We start from the raw sequence: 17,265 nt of genomic DNA, 5'->3' as shown, positions 1-17,265 counted from the left end.
GCTCTTCTCGGGCTGGAACCTTGGGCCGCCTTTCCCCCTAAATCCTAATTCCGGTTCCGTCCAGCCGCATTGCGATTCGCGCCGGGATCGCCGACTCTTGGCCTTTCACCGGGGCGATTCGTGGCAACATATCTGGACACGCTCAATGCGGAGCAACGCCGCGCCGTCGAGCATGGCGTGGCCGATGGCGCGACCGTGGGGAGCCCCCTGCTCGTCATTGCCGGCGCCGGCTCCGGCAAGACCAACACCCTGGCGCACCGGGTCGCACATCTGATCGTTGCGGGTGCCGACCCGCGCCGTATCCTGTTGATGACGTTCTCCCGCCGTGCCGCAGCCGAGATGGCCGGCCGGGTCGAGCGTATCGCCCGCAAGGTGTTAGGGGAAAACAACGCCGCGATCATGCGCGACGCGCTCACCTGGGCCGGCACCTTCCACGGCATCGGCGCGCGGCTCCTGCGCGAATATGCCGAGCGGATCGGTGTCGATCCCGCCTTCACCATCCACGACCGCGAGGATTCCGCCGACCTGATGAACCTGGTCCGGCACGAGCGCGGCCTGTCGAAGACCGAGAGCCGCTTTCCGGCCAAGGGCACCTGCCTGTCGATCTACTCGCGCTGCGTCAACGCCGAGATGGAGATCGAGAAGGTGCTGGGGGTACACTATCCCTGGTGCGCCGGCTGGGCGGCCGAACTGAAGGGCCTGTTCGCGGCTTATGTCGAAGCCAAGCAAGCCCAGCACGTGCTCGATTACGACGATTTGCTGCTGTACTGGTCGCAGATGATGAGCGATGCGCTGATCGCCGACGAGATCGGCGGCCGCTTCGATCACGTGCTGGTCGACGAATATCAGGACACCAACCGCCTGCAATCCTCGATCCTGCTGGCGCTGAAGCCCGACGGCCGCGGCCTCACCGTCGTCGGCGACGACGCGCAGTCGATCTATTCGTTCCGCGCCGCCACCGTGCGCAACATCCTGGAGTTTCCGCAAAGCTTCTCGCCCCGCGCGGAAATGATCACGCTCGACCGCAATTACCGCTCGACGCAAGCGGTGCTGGCGGCAGCCAACGGCGTCATTGGCTTGGCGCGTGAGCGCTTCACAAAAAACCTCTGGACCGACCGCACCGCCGGACAGAAGCCGCAGCTCGTCACGGTGCACGACGAGGCCGACCAGGCCCGCTACATCGTCGAAGCCGTGCTGGCCAACCGCGAGCAAGGCGCGCTGCTCAAGCACCAGGCGGTGCTGTTTCGGACGTCCTCGCATTCCGGCCCGCTCGAGATCGAGCTGACCCGCCGCAACATCCCGTTCGTGAAATTCGGCGGGCTGAAATTTCTCGACGCCGCCCACGTCAAGGACGTGCTCGCGCTGCTGCGTTTTGCCGAAAACCCGCGCGACCGCGTCGCGGGCTTTCGTATCCTGCACCTGTTGCCGGGCATCGGCCCCGCGACGGCGCAACGCGTGCTCGACCAGATGGCGGAAAGCATGGACCCGCTGCACGCACTCGGCCAGCTCCCGGTACCGCCGCGCACAGGCGCGGATTGGACCGACTTCGTCCGCACGGTCGAGAATCTGCGCTATTCGGAATGGCCTGTAGATCTCGAACGCGTCCGGCTCTGGTACGAGCCGCATCTCGATCGCATCCACGAGGATTCCGAGACGCGCCGCTCCGACCTGATGCAGCTCGAGCAGATTGCCAGCGGCTATGCCTCGCGCGAAAAGTTCCTGACCGAGCTCACGCTCGATCCGCCGGATGCGACCAGCGACAAATCCGGTCCACCCTTGCGCGACGAGGATTATCTGATCCTCTCCACCATCCATTCCGCCAAGGGCCAGGAGTGGAAATCGGTGTTCGTGCTCAACGTCGTCGACGGCTGCATGCCATCCGATCTCGGCGCCGGCACCAGTGCCGAGATCGAGGAGGAGCGCCGCCTGCTCTATGTCGCGATGACGCGCGCCAAGGACGACCTCCATCTCGTCGTGCCGCAGCGCTTCTTCGTTCACGGCCAGGCCGCCAAGGGCGACCGCCACGTCTACGCCTCGCGCACCCGCTTCATCCCGGAATCCCTCGTCTATCTGTTCGAGCGCAGCGCCTGGCCGAAGGCCGCCCCGGGCGCGGCGCGCACCGCGGCGCAAGGGCCGAAGATCGACATCGGGGCGAAGATGCGCGGGATGTGGCGGTAGTTGGCGTCTTGTTTTGACGCGTTTTCTTCACGCGAACCGGTATCCACTTCGCTCGAAAACGCTTCAGGCTTTCAGCCTGTCGAACTGGACCTTGCCTGCCTTCATCACCAGCGGGATGTGCTCGCCCTGGCCGAGCAGGCAGGCGACATCGCGCAGCGGGTTGCCGTCGACCACCAGCAGGTCCGCGAGTGCCTCGGGCGCGATGCGGCCGAGCTTGCCCTCCATGCCGAGCACCTCGGCGCCGATCAATGTTGCGCTGGCGATGACGGCGCGCGGGCCGAGGATCTCGGCGCGGATGCGGAATTCGTCGCTCTGCAGGCGCTGCGACGGCCCGAGCAGATCGCTGCCGAACCCCATCTTCACACCGGCGTCGCGATAGATCGCGAGCGAGCGCAGGCCGGCATCGCGGACATCGGCGATCTTGGCCACGCTCTCCGGCGGCAGGCCATATTGGGCGCCCTCATTGGCCAGCGCCTCGTAGGTGACGAGCGTCGGCACCACATAGGCGCCCTTCTCGGCCATCAACCGCGCAGTCGGAGCATCAACCAGATTGCCGTGCTCGATGGTGCGCACGCCGCAGCGGACCGCGCGCTCGATCGCGGCAGCGGTGTAGGCGTGGGCAAGCACATAGGTCTGCCGCCCGCGCGCCTCCTCGACGATGGCACGGATCTCGTCCTCGGAGTAGCCGAAGGCGCCGACCGGATCGGTCGGTGACGCGACGCCGCCGGACGCCATGATCTTGATCTGGTCGGCGCCCATCTGCAGCTCTTCGCGCGCGGCCTTGCGCACACCGTCGACGCCGTCGGCAACCCGCGCCAGCGCGCCGACACGTACGCAGCACGGACATGGGGCGTCGCTCGCAAGGTAATCCGAGCGCGCCCGCATGTCGCCGTGGCCGCCGGTCTGGCTGAGAGCGCGGCCGGAGACGAACAGGCGAGGACCGTCGGTCAGGCCGGTGTCGATCGCCTGCTTCAGCGCGTGGCTGGCGCCGCCGGCATCGCGGACCGTGGTGAAGCCCCGCCGCAACATGCCGCGCAGCAGCAGCGTCGAGCGCAGCGTCACCAGCACGTTCGGCATGTGCACCTGTTGCGCCAGGTTGAGCTCGACCGCAATCGCGTGCACGTGCAGGTCGATCAAGCCGGGCATCAGCGTCTTGCCCTTGACATCGATGGTGCGGTCGGCGGTGACCTGGATCGGCCGGTCCGAGACTTCCTTGATCAGATTGTCTTCGACCAGCACGTGCTGTCCTTCCAGCAAGTCCGGCTGGAGCGGGTCGAGCAGAGCGGCGTTCTTGAAGAGGATGCTGGGCATCGCGACAGTCCTGTCAGAGATCGGCCGGCGCGAGCAGCGCCGGCAAAGTGAGCTGTGCAAAGGGAAGGCACGCGGCGACATCATCTTCGCCGTACCAGCCCGCCTCGTGAAGCAGATTGAGCGAGCCGAGCGTGCGCCCGCGCCAGCGCACGGGCATGTTGAGCACACTCTCGCAGCCCAGCGAAGCGATCAGCTCGTGGTCGGAGAAGACGGTGCGCAGATCGTCCTGGGTTCGGCCGATATAGGCCTCGCCGCGGTCGAGCACGGCTTCCGTCCACGGGCCCGGAGCGAGCCGCTTGCGACCGCCGGTCGGGTACGGCCCGGGGAGATTGGAGTAAATGCGAGCCAGTTCGCTGGTCGCCTCGTCATAGGTCAGGATCGTGAACAGCTTGTGCCCGATCGCCGACTTCACGGCCTGGTCCAGCGCCGCAAACAGCGCATCCGGCTGATCCGCCCTGCCCTGCGCCGCCGCGACGGCGCAGAGCCAGGGATCGGCCTTGGGTTTCGGCCGGGTCATGCCACCTCACCCGCCGCGATCTCTTCCAGCGAACGACCGCGGGTCGGCACGCCCATCAGCACGACGGTCACAGCCCCGAGCAGCAGCACGGTGGTGGTGACGCCGAACACGCCGGCAAAGCCGAAGTTCGGATAGAGATAGCCGACCAGGATCGGCGAGACGATCGCGCCGATACGGCCGATCGCGGACGCAAGTCCTGCGCCCGTGGTTCTCACGGGCGTCGGGAACACCTCGGCGGTATAGGCATAGACGCCCGCATAGGTGCCGTTCATGAACAGCGACAGGAAGATTCCCGCCGCCATGATCTGCTGGTCGCTCTCCGCGAAGGCGAGGCCAAGCGCGCTGATGCCGCCGAGCACCATGTAGGTCGCGATCGTCGCCTGCCGGCCGATGCGCTCGTTGAAATACGCGGCGCTGAAATAGCCGGGAATCTGCGCGCAATAGATCGCGATCGAATAGGCGAAGCTCTTGGTGATGCTCATGCCGTTCTGGACCAGGAGGCCGGGAATCCAGACGAAGAAGGAATAATAGCTGAAGGTGATCGCCAACCACATGATCCAGGTCATGATGGTGATGCGCGCCTGGCGGGCCGCAAGAAGCGCCGCGAAATTGGCAAGCAGCGTTCCACCGGTCCCGGTGGGCGCCGCGGCTTCGACGACCGGCGGCGGCAGCACGCGGCCTTCGCGGGCAAAGCTCGCCTCGATCCGGTCGAGCACGGCCTCGGCTTCCTTCTCCCGTCCCCGGCTTTCAAGCCAGCGCGGCGATTCCGGCAGCGCCCTGCGCCACCACAGCAGCATGACGACCGGCACTGCCGTGATCACCAGCACGATGCGCCAGCCGTTGTCGGTGGTGGGAACGATGAAGTAGCCGAGCAAGGCCGCGGCAACGAAGCCGAAAGAGAAGAAGCCGGCGAGCGCGCCGGTGAAGCTGCCGCGGTAACGCCGCGCCACGAACTCCGCGAGATAAGGTGCGATGATCGCGCTCTCCGCCCCAGTGCCCATGCCGGCCACGACGCGCGCGGCGAAGAAGGACGGCCAGGTGTCGACCATCGCGCTCACGATCGATGCCGCGCAATAGAGCGCCAGCGCCGACATCATCACCGCGCGGCGGCCGATCAGGTCGCCCAGCGTTCCCGCCAGCAACGCCCCGAACAGAAAGCCGATATAGGTGCTGCTGCCGAGCACGCCGATCTGCACGCTCGTCAGATTCCACGCCGTGCGCAGCACCGGCAGGATGAAGGCCAGCACCGCCGCGTCCATCGCGTCGAACATGTAGCCAAGCCCGCCCATCAGCAAGAGGTGCGTGTGGAAGCGTGCGAACGGAAGGCGCTCGATGCGCGCCGATATCATCGACATGAAAGTCCCCCTCTGACGTCACGGGCCCGGCGCGCCGCTCGGGAGGGAACCATAGACAAAGTGACATTATCGTCATAATTTATAATCATGATCTGATATATCACTATGGTGAATGTTCGTGTCGTTCCGCGCGCTCGACCTCAACCTCCTGAAAGTCTTCGAGGCGCTGATGACCGAGGGCAGCGTCACGCGTGCCGCAAATGCGTTGCGGATGACCCAGCCCGCCGTCAGCAACGCGCTCGCGCGGCTGCGCGACGCGCTCGGCGATCCCCTGTTCGTGCGAGCCGGCACCGGCATTCGCCCGACCCAGCGCGCCGTGGTGCTGTGGGAGCCGATCGGCGAGGCCCTGGAAAGCGTCCGCGGTGCGCTCGACGAGCAGGTGTTCGATCCTGCGCGTGCACAGACCGAATTCAGCCTGTCGATGTCCGACTACGTCTCCTCGCTGGTGATGCCGAACCTGCTCGGCCATCTCGGCAAGGTTGCGCCGAAGGCGCGCGTCCACACCGTGCCCAACACCGTCGTCGAGATCGCCGACCAGCTCGAGGACAACAGGGTGGACTGCGTGCTCAGCGTCTATGTCAACGAGGCGCAACAGCCGGCCGCCATTCGCTCGCGCTCGCTGTGGACGGTTGACTATGCCTGCTTCATGCGGCGCGGGCATCCGCTCGCCGCCCAGAAACGGCTGAGCACGCGCACCTTCCTCAACGCGGGACATGTCGACGTGAGCCTCGCCGGCAAGACCATGCCGTCCTACGACCTCTTCCTGGCCTCGCGCGGGCTGTCGCGCAATCTGGTCGCGACCGTCAATCATTACAGCGCCGCCTACGAGGTCGTGCGCCAGTCCGACCTGATCGCCGTGCTGCCGAGCGACCTGCGCTCGCAATCAAGGCATGCGCCGCTCCTGCATGCGATGCCGCTTCCGCTCAAGGCGCCGCCGCGGATCGTCAGCCTGTTCTGGCACCAGCGCAACGACACCGTGCCGGCGCAGCGCTGGCTGCGCGAAACCCTGGTCGAGATGTTCGCCCGATCCGACTGAGCCCGCCGGTTCGATGAAGAATCGGAAACGATGCCTTTCCCGGACCGGCATTGTCGGAGCCGCCTCCCCGCCATAGCTGCACGGCAACTATTTCCCTCCCATGACGGGCCTTTCGCGCCCCGCAGAGACCTCATCGATGACCGCACCGCTCGAATTCGGACTGGACACCTTTGGCGACGTCACCAGGGACGCCTCCGGCGCGATGCTTCCGCATGCACAGGTGATCCGCAACGTCGTCGACGAAGCCGTGCTGGCCGACGAGCTCGGGCTCGACTTCATCGGCCTCGGCGAGCATCACCGCGCCGATTTCGCGATCTCCTCGCCCGAGACCGTGCTCGCGGCGGCCGCGGCGCGCACCAGGCGCATCCATCTCGGCTCGGCCGTGACGGTGCTGAGCTCGGACGACCCGATCCGCGTGTTCCAGCGCTTTTCCACGCTGGATGCGCTCTCCAACGGACGCGCCGAGGTGATCCTTGGCCGTGGCTCCTTCACGGAATCCTTTCCGCTGTTCGGCTTTGACCTGCGCAAGTACGAAGAGCTGTTCGAGGAGAAGCTCGACCTGTTCGTTGCACTCTTGTCGCAGCAGCCGGTGACCTGGCAGGGCAAGCTGCGTCCGCCATTGAAGAACCAGCGCGTCTATCCCCCGGTCGAGAACGGCACCTTGAAGACCTGGATCGGCGTCGGAGGCAGCCCGCAATCGGTCGTGCGCGCGGCGCATTACGACCTGCCTTTGATGCTCGCGATCATCGGCGGCGATCCCGCGCGCTTTGCGCCCTACGTCGATCTCTATCACCGCGCTTTCAAGGAATTCGGCCGCCCGGCGCAGCCGATCGGCGTGCACTCGCCCGGCTACGTCGCCGAGACGGATGAACAGGCGCGCGAAGAGCTGTGGCCCGATTACAAGGCCATGCGCGACCGCATCGGCAAGGAGCGCGGCTGGCCGCCGATGGGCCGCGACGAATTCGTGAGCGAGGCCGAGCACGGCTCGCTCTATGTCGGCTCGCCGGAGACTGTGGCGCGCAAGATCGCGAAGACCGCGAAGGCGCTCGGGATTTCGCGGTTCCAGCTGAAATATTCGGCCGGGCCGTTGCCGCACGAGAAGCTGATGAAGAGCATCGAGCTCTACGGGCGGAAGGTGGTGCCGCTGGTGCGGGAGATGATGGAGTAGCCCTCGAGGCTACTTCATCAGCCCGAGCCGGCTTGCACCGACATAGAGCGAGAGCACGGCGGCGTTGGAGACGTTGAGGCTCTTGATCTCGCCGGGCATGTCGAGCCGCGCCACGACGCTGCAGGTCTCGCGGGTCAATTGCCTGAGGCCCTTGCCCTCGGCGCCGAGAACCAGCGCAAGCGGCTCGCGCAGCGCGACGTCCGAAAGGTTCTCGGTGCCTTCGCTGTCGAGGCCGACGGTCTGGAAGCCGCGCTCGTTGAGCGCGGTGAGCGCGCGGGCGAGGTTTTGCACGGTCACCATTGGCACGAGTTCGAGCGCACCGGAGGCGGCTTTTGCGAGCACGCCGGTGGCTTCCGGGCTGTGGCGCGCCGTGGTGACGATCGCCTTCACCGCGAAAGCTGCGGCCGAGCGCAGGATGGCCCCGACATTGTGCGGATCGGTGATCTGGTCGAGCACCAGCACCATGCCTTCCTGCTTCAGGGTCTCGATGTCGGGCGAAGGCAGCGGATCGGCTTCGGCGAGCAGGCCCTGATGCACGGCGTCGGGCGACAGCAGTCGGTCGATCTCCTGGGGCCGAACGATCTCGGGCGTGACGCCGGTCTCGATGTTCTCCTCCGCCAGCCGCCGGGCGGCGTTCTCGGTCAGCGTCAGCTTGCGGATCCGCCGCGCCGGATTGGCCAGCGCCAAGGTGACGGTGTGCCAGCCATAGAGAATGACGGGCCCCTCGCCGTGCGAATCGCGGTCGCGCCAGGCCGGGCGGCCGGCCGATTTTCCGGGCCTGTTGAAGGGCTTAGCCCCGCCGCGGGAGCCCTTGGGGGCGAATTTTTTGTCCTTCATGGGCTCGCTTGTGTCACGGGCGCCGGAATATGGCAATTTGGGTGCCTTCAGGGGTGATTTTAGCTGTTCGCCTCGGTTGACTTTGCCCCACCGCTTCGCCCATAAACGCGCCCGGTCGCGCCCCCATCCGGGCTGTCGCGGCCTTCACGTTCCATGGCCGTCTTCGGTCCGCCGGCAAGGTCCGGCCCGATTGTGCTGCCGTCGAGCGGGGGAGTGTCCCGAGTGGCAAAGGGAGCTGACTGTAAATCAGCCGCCTCATGGCTTCGCAGGTTCGAGTCCTGCCTCCCCCACCAGCCTTCGCTCGCTTCGCGAGCTTCGGCTTGGCAAGCCACCTCAGAACATCATGGCGCGAAGCTAGCGAAGGCTGCCACGGCGGACTGTCGATAAGCGCTCGCAGAATCAGTTCGCAGCAAAAAACAAAACGCCCGTCCGCATCACGCGAACGGGCGCTTCTGTAAATCTCAACCGATCAGGCGATCAGTAATAGCGGCGCAGCACGCGGTGACCGCCGTAATACGGCGCGTGGCGGTGGGCGTAGCCATAGCGCGGGCCGTAGCCATAGTGCGTGCGCGGCAGATAGCCGGAACGCGGGCCGTAGCCATAGCGATACGGACGGTAGTACGGGCGGTGATAGGGGGCCGCGCGATAGCCATAGCCGTAGCCGTAATTGGCGGGCGCGACGACCGCGTCCTCACGATAGGTCGGATACGGCGCGAAGGCGCCCGGGCCGGTGTAGGTCGGGCCCTGGTTGACGTAATAGTACTGCGTGGTCGGCTCAGCGAGACGCTCATAGGCGCCATAGCCATAGCCGTATCCATAACCATAGCCGCCGCAGCCGGTGTTGCAGCCGGTATAGACCGGTGCAACGGGCGCGCACGTGCTGAAGCCGCAAGCCGCGGCAGGCGCAGCCCCGACGAACATCACGGCAGCCGCCGCGACCAGTCCCGAAATCATTTGACGCATTACTCTCTCCTGTTTGATTTCCGTTTGTTGGATTTTGTCTTGGATGCTTGACGCTTCTTAACCCGGCGGCCTGCCGGGGATTTCTACGTGCGGCCGTGGCCGGGGACGCCGCGGACGGTCGTTGAATTCAGGTGCGTAGATCACCGGCGGCGGATCGACGGGCACGTCCATCTGCGCCGGCAACGGCGCGGACGACGCGCCCCAGCTCTGGTGGTAGCTCTCGGCGGGTTTTGGCAGTTTGCGGTTCGCAGGCGGCTCGACCTCGAGCCGGCCATAGCCCGGCCGCAAGCCGAGCGTCGGATAATAATGACCGACGTCGGAGGGCTGCCGCTCGGCGATATAGCGTCCGCCATAGATCGTCGGCTGCACCTGGATGTTCTTGCCCAGGCCCCAGACACCTTCGACGACGCTGTAGGACGCATCGATATTGTTGATGATGATGGGCACACCGGGTCGGCCGGGCACGACGATGTCGAAGCCGCCGCCGGCCAGCGCCGTCGCGGGCAGTCCGATCAGAAAGGCAGCGAGCGCCACAGCGCGCATGAGAAGGCCCCGGTTATCCGGAACACAACCTAACCGATCGCAACACCGAGAGGGTTAAGGCCTGCTCACCAAATTCCGGTAAGCCTAACGCGTAAGGATCGACAGCTGCTCAAATGCCGGAAGGCGCGCTAGCGAAGCGTTAACGCGGCGCAAACGCGCGGCACATGCCGGAGCGAGCAAGGTTGCGTGGCACAAATCTCACATCCTGGGCGGGCTCACGTCGATGTGACCCTTCGCGCGAGAATCCGCGGAACGACCGCCAGAGGTCGCACTTAGCACAGGTCTCAACAACATGGAGAAAATGCCATGACGAGCCCAAGGCTTCTTGGCTTGGCCGCAATCGTCGCGTCCACGCTGGCAACACCGGCCTTCGCGCAAACGACGGTCGACAATTCGGGCCGCTGCACGGGGCTATTCCAGGATCCCAATTGCCAGAATCTCGGTCCCGCCAATTCCACCACCGACCGCGCATACCGCCGCCGCCACATGGCCCGCAACCAGGTGAATCCGAACGATGGACGCCAATCGGGCTTTTGGCCGCTCGATACGGCGGGCGCAGTGGCTGGCGCAGCCGTCGGAACCGCGGCAACGGTCGCCGCCGCGCCATTCCAGGGCTGGGGCAATTCCTACGCGAGCTACGACCGCGGCGGCCCCGGCTGGAACGGCAATTGGGACGCCTATGCGGCCCGCAACGGCATCGTCTGCAGGCCCGGCACCTGGGTCAAGGGCGAAGACGGCCGGCGGCACCTCTGCCAGTAAGGCCCTCCTCCATCGGGTTGAACGATTTCAGGCGGCCCAATGGGCCGCCTGTTTCATGCCGGTAAGACGCCGCCTTCGGGTTCTGGCACTTTCCACCCAAGTCTGATATTGCGGCGCGCACAGGCGGACGGCCGGCGCATGCCGGCCCTGCCCGCTTCCCAGCGTCGCCGGCTTAGCTCAGCGGTAGAGCAGCGGTTTTGTAAACCGAAGGTCGGGGGTTCAATCCCCTCAGCCGGCACCATTGGTTGAGCCGACACCCCCGTCGTGAGCTGACGCAAGAACCAAATCATCAGTTCGGCGTTATCCCCTCACCATAGAGCCGTCTCGCGGAGGTCTAGCGATGGACCCGAATGATCGAGCAGCCTTAGCCCTATCCGCTGTCGCCTTGGCCATCGCCATTGTGGTTGCATCGACAGTCACGTTAGAGCGCGTCAATACCCGCACCGCCAGCAACGACGCACCTCCCGGAACGGTCGGACTCGCCAGGCCTCACCCGCCGCTGGACCGTGCTCCCGGTGAACCGATACAGACAACAGGAACGCCGTCCAACGCTAGGCAGCGCCCCTGACCGAACACCGGCCGCGCGGCGGCACCAGCGCCCGATGCGGGCGCCTCAGCCTGAACTCTTCCGTGCGCTGCTCTGTTCGAAGTGCTCGACACCCAAGCCGCCGATGTCGACCCAGGCATGTTTCGATTGCTCGAACACCGATTTGACGGGCGCCGGAAAATCCGGGTCCGCGATGGCGCCGACGGCAACGCCGATCATGTCAGGCAGATTGTCGGCCTTCCAACACACCGTCGAGCCGCAGTCCGAGCAAAAATAGAAGCGGACCCCGCCCCCGCTTGCGGCGGCGCGGACGTACTCCTTCGGTGCGCCGGAGATCGTGACGGCTTCGACCGGGTAGAACGCACCGACACCGAACGGTGCCCCGGTTCGCCGCTGGCAGTCGGTGCAATGACAGACCGCGACCAGCCTGGTCGGTCCCGGAAGCGAAAGTGAAACAGCGCCGCAACTGCATCTGGCATCGATCATCGAATTTGTCTCCCATTGCCGAATGCAAATTGAAAGAGCAGCGCCGCTCACCCTCCACCGTCGATGAGGCAAGCTCGAGCCGGGTCCCGGACGCAGCGCAGGGAAAGACTCCGTAACGCCCTCACTCCGTCCCCACCTCGAACGCCAGCAGCACGTTGCCGGCGACGCCGCTCCACTGGCCGTAGCCGGCATTGGTGTAGAGCATGCCGCCAGCGATGACCGGCCCGGGGCCGTCGATCGCGCCACCATGGGCGGGGACGCCGTTCACGGCCTTGAAATCCTGCGCGGTGTCGAACTCCCAAAGCAGCTTGCCGTCGGTGGCGTAGGCGCGCAGGAAGCCGCTGACGCTACCGGAGAACACCACGCCCGGGATCAGGCTCACCGCCGCCGAGAGCGCGGGACTGCATTGACGACGGTCGCCGCAAGCGACCGGTGGCACTTCCATTGCGATCTTCCCGCTGGCGAGGTCGAGGCCGAACAGACCTCCTCCTTGCGTGGAATCGAGTTGCCGCGTTCCGTCGCGGGTAAAGCGCACGTCGGAGTTGGCGACATAGATGCGCTCCCCATCCGCGGCCGAGCCCCACTCGCTGCCACCGAGCGCTCCGCCCTTCCCGATCCGCGTCTGCCACAGGATCTTGCCGCCGTCATCGGGATCCAGCGCGTGCACGACGCCGGATTTCTGCGCGATGGCGAGCACGCGCCTGCCGTCACGCAGGGTCGCAAGGATCGGCGACTGGCCGAAATCGTGATCGGGCCCGTGATCGTCGGGACAATTGGTCTTGTCCGCGCCGTAGCATGCCACGACATAGGCGTCCTTCGGCGTCGCCTGCTGCTTCCAGAGCAGTTTCCCGGTCCCGAGCTCGAATGCCAGGATCGCATCTGCGGTTGCGGCCGGCGGGTTCGAATAGGAATTGCTGGTGGCGACATAGACGGCGTTGCGCTTCGGATCGATCGTCGGCGCCGACCAGATGGCGGCGCCGGACGGACCGAACAGCTGCGTGCCCCTCGCATTCTTGCTCGTCGGATGCGGCACCTCGGGAATCGTATAGGCCTGCCACACCAGCTTGCCGGTCGCGGCCTGCAGCGCCACCACACTGCCGCGGAAGGTGCAGCATTCGTAACTGGGTTGCGAGCCGGCGGCTTCCTCGAGCGAGGACACCGGGACGTAAAGCACGCCGGAATGTAACGTCGGTGCGCCGGTGATGCGCGCGGCGGCATGCTCCTCGACCTTCATTTTCCAGATGAGCGCGCCGGTCAGCGCGTTCACGGCATAGGCGTTGGCGCGCAAATCACCGAAGAAGACCGCGAACTGATCCGAGCCTGGAAGTTGTCCAAAGCTGATCGCGGCGCGCACGGCCCCGTCTGTCGCGAACGTCCAAAGCGTGCAGCCGCTTCGCGCGTCGAGCGCATGTACCTTGCGATCGGTGCCGCCGATGAACAGCACTCCGCCCATGATGGTCGGCGGCGCAAAGGACACCGTGGCGCCGGGAAACGCATAAGCCCATTTCAGCCGCAGTTGAGGCACCTGCTCCGCCGTCAGCCCCGCCATGTCGGCGGGCTGAAAGCGGCTGTTGTTGAGGTCGACGCCCCACCCGTTCCAGTGCGGTCCATCGAGCGCCTGCGGAAAGCCGCTGAGTTGCTGCGCGCAGCGGCCTTCCGCGTCGGCTGCAACGCCACCACCTGCGGTCTTGCCGGTGACGAAGGCGGCAATCGCGCGGCGTTCAGCCTCGCTGCGGTCCTTCGCCATCGCCGCCATGCTGCCGGAGGTCAAGGTCCCCAGCACATGATCGAACGACATCGCCTGCATGGCGCTGCGGCCCGGTACACGGCTCTGCGCATCGCCCTCGTGGCACTGCGCGCAATGCGTGGCGTAGAGCGCGGCCCCATCCTGCTGCTGCGCCAGGGCCGGAGCGCAGCACCAGGTCAACAACGCGGCAAGGACGGCACTTGCTCTCATGGGTGAGCTCCCGCGGGGTCATCGCGATACGGGATCGCGGCACAACCGAAAGTCTATCGCCGGGACGATCACCTGCGCAATGGACGTTCGACCCGCGCCTGTCACACAACCGTGGCAATGCTGGTACGATCGGGCAGTCGATCGAGCTGCCAGAGGCCGAGGCTTTTGTCGCGCCAGCCGCCATTGCCCTCCTCGCAGCGCTCGTTGATCAGCTCGCGCGGCGACGGCCAGTTGAACGGCGCCTTCTCCATGTTCAGGGCGCGCCAGTCGCCGTCCTCGCAATCGCGATTGCCGTTCCATTCGGGAAACGTCGTGAGAAGCAGGAAGCGCGCGCCGCTCGCACGAAAATTCCGCAACGCCCGCGCGACGTTCGCGAAGCTCAAATGCACCAGGCAGTCGCGGCACAGGATCAGGTCGGCAGGCGGCAGCACATCGCGCGTGATATCCCGAACGTGGAAGCGACCGGAAAGCTCGCCGCGTGCCGCGCGCTCGCTGTTGGCCGCGATCAGCGACGACACGATGTCGATGCCGGTGTAGTCGAGATCGAGCTTCATGCGGCCAATCCAGCCCGCATCGCCGCAGGGCGCATCCAGCAGCGAACGCACGCCGAGCCGTTGCAGCAGCGGCGGAAGCGCCTCCTGGATCGCGCTCGTTGCGACATCCTCCGAGCCGAGACCGGACACCGAGCTCGCCGCGCCCCAAAGGTTGGTCCGCTCGATCCGCTCGAACCGCGCGGCGAGATCGAGGCCCGCGAAATTGTCACGGTCGGCGACGAAGCGTTCGTGGGCCAGCACGGGAGGACGATCGGGGATCATGAGAGGATTCCAAATCCAGATTCCATCGCGAGCGCAGTCTACAGATGAAACGCCGCGTCAGAAATCACCAGCCTCGCCACTCAAGCCGGCTTCTGCCACTCCATCATGTGAAAGTAGGGCACGCGACGATGTAAGGCGTTCCTGCCGGGGTCACCGCCTGTCGGCTCCGGCTCGACGAACAGGCGCAGCTGGAGCCCTTGGCCGAGCAGCAGCGTCATGTAGGTGCTGAGCGGACGATGCCAGTTCTGGATCCGGATTCCGCTCCAACTCACCCAGATCGGGCGCTCGTCCATGTAGTGATCGATGGCGAAGCGCATCTCGCCCTCGCGGTCGCGGGTCCAGCCGTCGGGCTGGCCCGCGGTGTTGAAGCTGGTCAGGTTGGCGATCAAGAGCGTGCCGCCCGGCCGCAGCGCTCTCGCCATCTTTGCGATCGCCGCGCCGAGATCGGGCATGTCGATCAGGCTGAGATAGCTGGCGACCAGATCGAAGGACGCTTCGAAATCCATCGTCTCGGCACGGCCGAGCCGATAATCCCCGCCAGGGTCGCGCTCCCTGGCGCGCACAAGCAGCGCCTCGGTCGGATCGATGCCGGTGGTGCGGATGCCGGCGCCCTGCATGATGCGGCAGAAGCGTCCTTCCCCGCAACCGACGTCGAGCGCATTGCGGAAACCGCGTCCCTCGATCCGGGCGCGCATCGGCGCATCCAGCACGAAGCGGCGACCGTAGTCGTCATCTTCGCCCTGCTCGATGATCCAGGCGGCCGCAGACGCGGCCCAGCCGTCGCCAACATCTTCGGTCATGGGCTGCCTTCGAAGGGGCGCGGTGCGTAACGCCGCGGGGACGGCTACTGACCACAGATTGGACCGAAGTTCAACATGAGGTAGCATGCAGGCCGCATGCGTCCCACCGCCCGAGAAAATGCCAGGATCGTCGCCGGCGCTGTGACGGCCGTCATCATGACGGCCGTCCTGTTGGTCATCGCACTTGCATTTCTGCTGGCGCGATAGATTTGGTCAGCGCAGCGGGACGGATGCCGCCGCGCTGAGCTTACGCCGCGCGGACCGTGCGCAGGAATTTTCCGACTTCGTCCTTCAGACGATTGCTGTCGCTCGCCAGCATCTTGGCGGTCGAGAGCACCTGCGAGGAGGCCGAGCCGGTCTCGGCGGCGCCGCGCTGCACATCGGTGATGTTCGAGGAGACCTGCTGGGTGCCGTGGGCGGCCTGCTGCACGTTGCGCGAGATCTCCTGGGTGGCCGCGCCCTGCTCCTCGACGGCCGCAGCGATGGTCGAGGACACTTCCGAGAGCCGCTCGATCGTCGCGGAAATGTCGCGGATCGCGTTCACCGATTCCTGGGTCGCGGTCTGGATGCTGGAAATCTGCTGGCTGATCTCGCCGGTGGCCTTCGCGGTCTGCTCGGCCAGCGTCTTCACTTCGGAGGCAACGACCGCGAAACCGCGGCCGGCCTCACCGGCGCGCGCCGCCTCGATCGTCGCGTTCAGCGCCAGCAGGTTGGTCTGGCCGGCGATGGTGTTGATCAGCTCGACGACGTCGCCGATGCGGGTGGCGGCGACCGAGAGCTCACTGACGCGCTCGGTCGTGGTGCGTGCCTGGGTGACGGCTTCGCCCGCCATCCGCGCCGATTCCTGCACCTGGCGGCTGATCTCGTTCACCGAAGACGACAGTTCTTCCGTCGCGGTCGCAACCGACTGCACGTTGCCGGTGGCTTCGCCCGAAGCGGCGACGACGACCGAGGTCAGCTCCTGCGCGCGATGCGCAGTGGTGGCCAGCGTCGAGGACGATGCCTCGAGCTCGGTGGACGCCGATCCCACCGTCTCGATGATCTCGCCAACCGCCCGCTCGAAACCGTCGGCAAGGCTGATCATGTCGCGGCGCCGCTGCTCGGCCGCCTGCTTCTCGGCTTCGGCCTGCGCCGCCTTGAGCCGCTCGACCTCGAGCCCGTTGGTCTTGAAGATTTCGACGGTCCTGGCCATGTCGCCGATCTCGTCGCGGCGCTCCTTCTCGGGCACCTCGATCTTGAGATCGTTGCGGGCGAGCCCCTCCATGGCGAGCTTGAGGCGAGCGATCGGCTGCGACATCGCCTTGAGGCCGATGAACAGCGCGATGGCAATTCCGAGGATCAGGCCACCGCCGCTGACGCCCATCACGGTCCAGGTCGCAGACCGGGCATCGCGGTTGATGGCTTCCTTGCGCTTGCCCGCCGCCTGCGCAGTGTCGGTCACGAACTGGACGATGCGTGCAAGCGCTGCGTCCAGCACCGGATCGCACTCCTTGTGCGCGCGTTCGGCAGCCTTGGCATTCTCCTCCACGCTGCTCGCCTGCGCGCCGGCCTGGAGCACCGGATCGCAGCTGACGAACGCGGCCTTGAGCTGATCCCCGATGCTCTTGATCTGGCTCGCGCGGGACGGATCATCCTTCTCCGCCGCGTCGAGGTATTGGGCGATCTCGTTGCGGTTCTGGTTCGCGGTCTTCAGGCGGGCGGCATTGCCCGCCTCCGTCGCCTCGGTGAAGACCGCATAGAGCGCCGCATGATAGGTCTCGGCACGGCGCTGGGCGCGGGTCAGGTTGAGGGCGGAGGATTGCGCGGCAGCGAGCTCGCTGAACCCGTCGACGGTCGCGGAGAGCTCGCGCGTGCCGAAGCCCGCGACAGCGATCATCGCGCAGCCCATCACGGCCACGATCAGTGCGACCTTCCACACGATCTTCAGATTGTTCAAAAAGCTCATCTCAGCCGTCCAATGATTTTTCGGGCAGGGCGTAATCCCAGCAACGTG

General features: G+C 66.0%; 15 protein-coding genes and 2 tRNA genes. 6 read left to right on the top strand and 11 right to left on the bottom strand.

All coding sequences use genetic code 11. From position 1 onward, the window contains the following. Positions 1-120 precede the first annotated feature (120 nt). Positions 121-2,178 carry an ATP-dependent helicase gene (locus QA649_RS19445; protein ID WP_283025593.1) on the top strand — a complete coding sequence of 686 codons (2,058 nt, stop codon included), beginning with the start codon at positions 121-123 and terminating at the stop codon, positions 2,176-2,178. Between the two features lie 63 nt (positions 2,179-2,241). Here QA649_RS19445 and QA649_RS19440 read toward each other — a convergent pair whose 3' ends face one another. The 3 genes from QA649_RS19440 to QA649_RS19430 are packed head-to-tail and all read right to left on the bottom strand — an operon-like array spanning position 2,242 to position 5,361. Then, the gene (locus QA649_RS19440) at positions 2,242-3,489 is read right to left on the bottom strand and encodes an amidohydrolase family protein (RefSeq protein ID WP_283025592.1); all 1,248 of its coding nucleotides are present in this window, start codon (positions 3,487-3,489) and stop codon (positions 2,242-2,244) included. Between the two features lie 13 nt (positions 3,490-3,502). Next, positions 3,503-4,006 carry a GAF domain-containing protein gene (locus tag QA649_RS19435; RefSeq protein ID WP_283025591.1) on the bottom strand — a complete coding sequence of 168 codons (504 nt, stop codon included), beginning with the start codon at positions 4,004-4,006 and terminating at the stop codon, positions 3,503-3,505. Further along, complete coding sequence (locus QA649_RS19430) at positions 4,003-5,361, bottom strand: MFS transporter (protein ID WP_283025590.1); 1,359 nt, start codon at positions 5,359-5,361, stop codon at positions 4,003-4,005. Before QA649_RS19430 ends, QA649_RS19435 begins: the two co-directional genes overlap by 4 nt. 112 nt (positions 5,362-5,473) lie before the next feature. Between QA649_RS19430 and QA649_RS19425 the strand changes: the two genes are divergently transcribed. Both QA649_RS19425 and QA649_RS19420 read left to right on the top strand, forming a co-directional pair. Further along, complete coding sequence (locus tag QA649_RS19425; RefSeq protein ID WP_283025589.1) at positions 5,474-6,397, top strand: LysR family transcriptional regulator; 924 nt, start codon at positions 5,474-5,476, stop codon at positions 6,395-6,397. Positions 6,398-6,533: 136 nt separating this feature from the next. Beyond that, positions 6,534-7,565 (top strand): LLM class flavin-dependent oxidoreductase, encoded by a 1,032-nt coding sequence (locus tag QA649_RS19420; protein WP_283025588.1) that lies wholly within the window; start codon positions 6,534-6,536, stop codon positions 7,563-7,565. Positions 7,566-7,574: 9 nt separating this feature from the next. Here QA649_RS19420 and rlmB read toward each other — a convergent pair whose 3' ends face one another. Continuing rightward, entirely contained in the window at positions 7,575-8,402 is an 828-nt protein-coding gene (gene rlmB, locus QA649_RS19415) for a 23S rRNA (guanosine(2251)-2'-O)-methyltransferase RlmB (protein ID WP_283025587.1), read from the bottom strand. Between the two features lie 207 nt (positions 8,403-8,609). Here rlmB and QA649_RS19410 point away from each other — a divergent pair. Beyond that, positions 8,610-8,695, top strand: a tRNA-Tyr gene (locus tag QA649_RS19410). Between the two features lie 184 nt (positions 8,696-8,879). Here QA649_RS19410 and QA649_RS19405 read toward each other — a convergent pair. Then, positions 8,880-9,365, bottom strand: a complete 486-nt coding sequence (locus tag QA649_RS19405) for a hypothetical protein (RefSeq protein WP_283025586.1) — start codon at positions 9,363-9,365, stop codon at positions 8,880-8,882. A gap of 57 nt (positions 9,366-9,422) precedes the next feature. Further along, positions 9,423-9,908 (bottom strand): hypothetical protein, encoded by a 486-nt coding sequence (locus QA649_RS19400; protein WP_283025585.1) that lies wholly within the window; start codon positions 9,906-9,908, stop codon positions 9,423-9,425. A gap of 306 nt (positions 9,909-10,214) precedes the next feature. Here QA649_RS19400 and QA649_RS19395 point away from each other — a divergent pair, with 306 nt between their 5' ends. Further along, positions 10,215-10,667 (top strand): hypothetical protein, encoded by a 453-nt coding sequence (locus QA649_RS19395; RefSeq protein WP_283025584.1) that lies wholly within the window; start codon positions 10,215-10,217, stop codon positions 10,665-10,667. Between the two features lie 166 nt (positions 10,668-10,833). Continuing rightward, positions 10,834-10,908: transfer RNA gene (locus QA649_RS19390), tRNA-Thr, on the top strand. 372 nt (positions 10,909-11,280) lie between these two features. Here QA649_RS19390 and QA649_RS19385 read toward each other — a convergent pair. The 5 genes from QA649_RS19385 to QA649_RS19365 form a co-directional block, all read right to left on the bottom strand. Beyond that, positions 11,281-11,700 (bottom strand): GFA family protein, encoded by a 420-nt coding sequence (locus QA649_RS19385; protein WP_283025583.1) that lies wholly within the window; start codon positions 11,698-11,700, stop codon positions 11,281-11,283. Positions 11,701-11,821: 121 nt separating this feature from the next. Next, positions 11,822-13,657: a PQQ-binding-like beta-propeller repeat protein gene (locus tag QA649_RS19380; RefSeq protein WP_283025582.1), complete on the bottom strand. Its 1,836-nt coding sequence runs from the start codon at positions 13,655-13,657 to the stop codon at positions 11,822-11,824. Between the two features lie 101 nt (positions 13,658-13,758). Beyond that, positions 13,759-14,472 carry a class I SAM-dependent methyltransferase gene (locus QA649_RS19375; RefSeq protein ID WP_283025581.1) on the bottom strand — a complete coding sequence of 238 codons (714 nt, stop codon included), beginning with the start codon at positions 14,470-14,472 and terminating at the stop codon, positions 13,759-13,761. A gap of 80 nt (positions 14,473-14,552) precedes the next feature. Then, entirely contained in the window at positions 14,553-15,272 is a 720-nt protein-coding gene (locus tag QA649_RS19370; protein ID WP_283025580.1) for a class I SAM-dependent methyltransferase, read from the bottom strand. 247 nt (positions 15,273-15,519) lie between these two features. Continuing rightward, the gene (locus QA649_RS19365) at positions 15,520-17,217 is read right to left on the bottom strand and encodes a HAMP domain-containing methyl-accepting chemotaxis protein (RefSeq protein WP_283025579.1); all 1,698 of its coding nucleotides are present in this window, start codon (positions 17,215-17,217) and stop codon (positions 15,520-15,522) included. Positions 17,218-17,265 lie beyond the last annotated feature (48 nt).

The sequence above is a fragment of the Bradyrhizobium sp. CB1717 genome (genome assembly GCF_029714325.1).
In the GTDB taxonomy this organism is placed as follows: Bacteria; Pseudomonadota; Alphaproteobacteria; order Rhizobiales; family Xanthobacteraceae; genus Bradyrhizobium.
The sequence above is the reverse complement of the archived record's forward strand: the minus strand, read 5'-3'. Positions and strand labels throughout refer to the sequence as shown.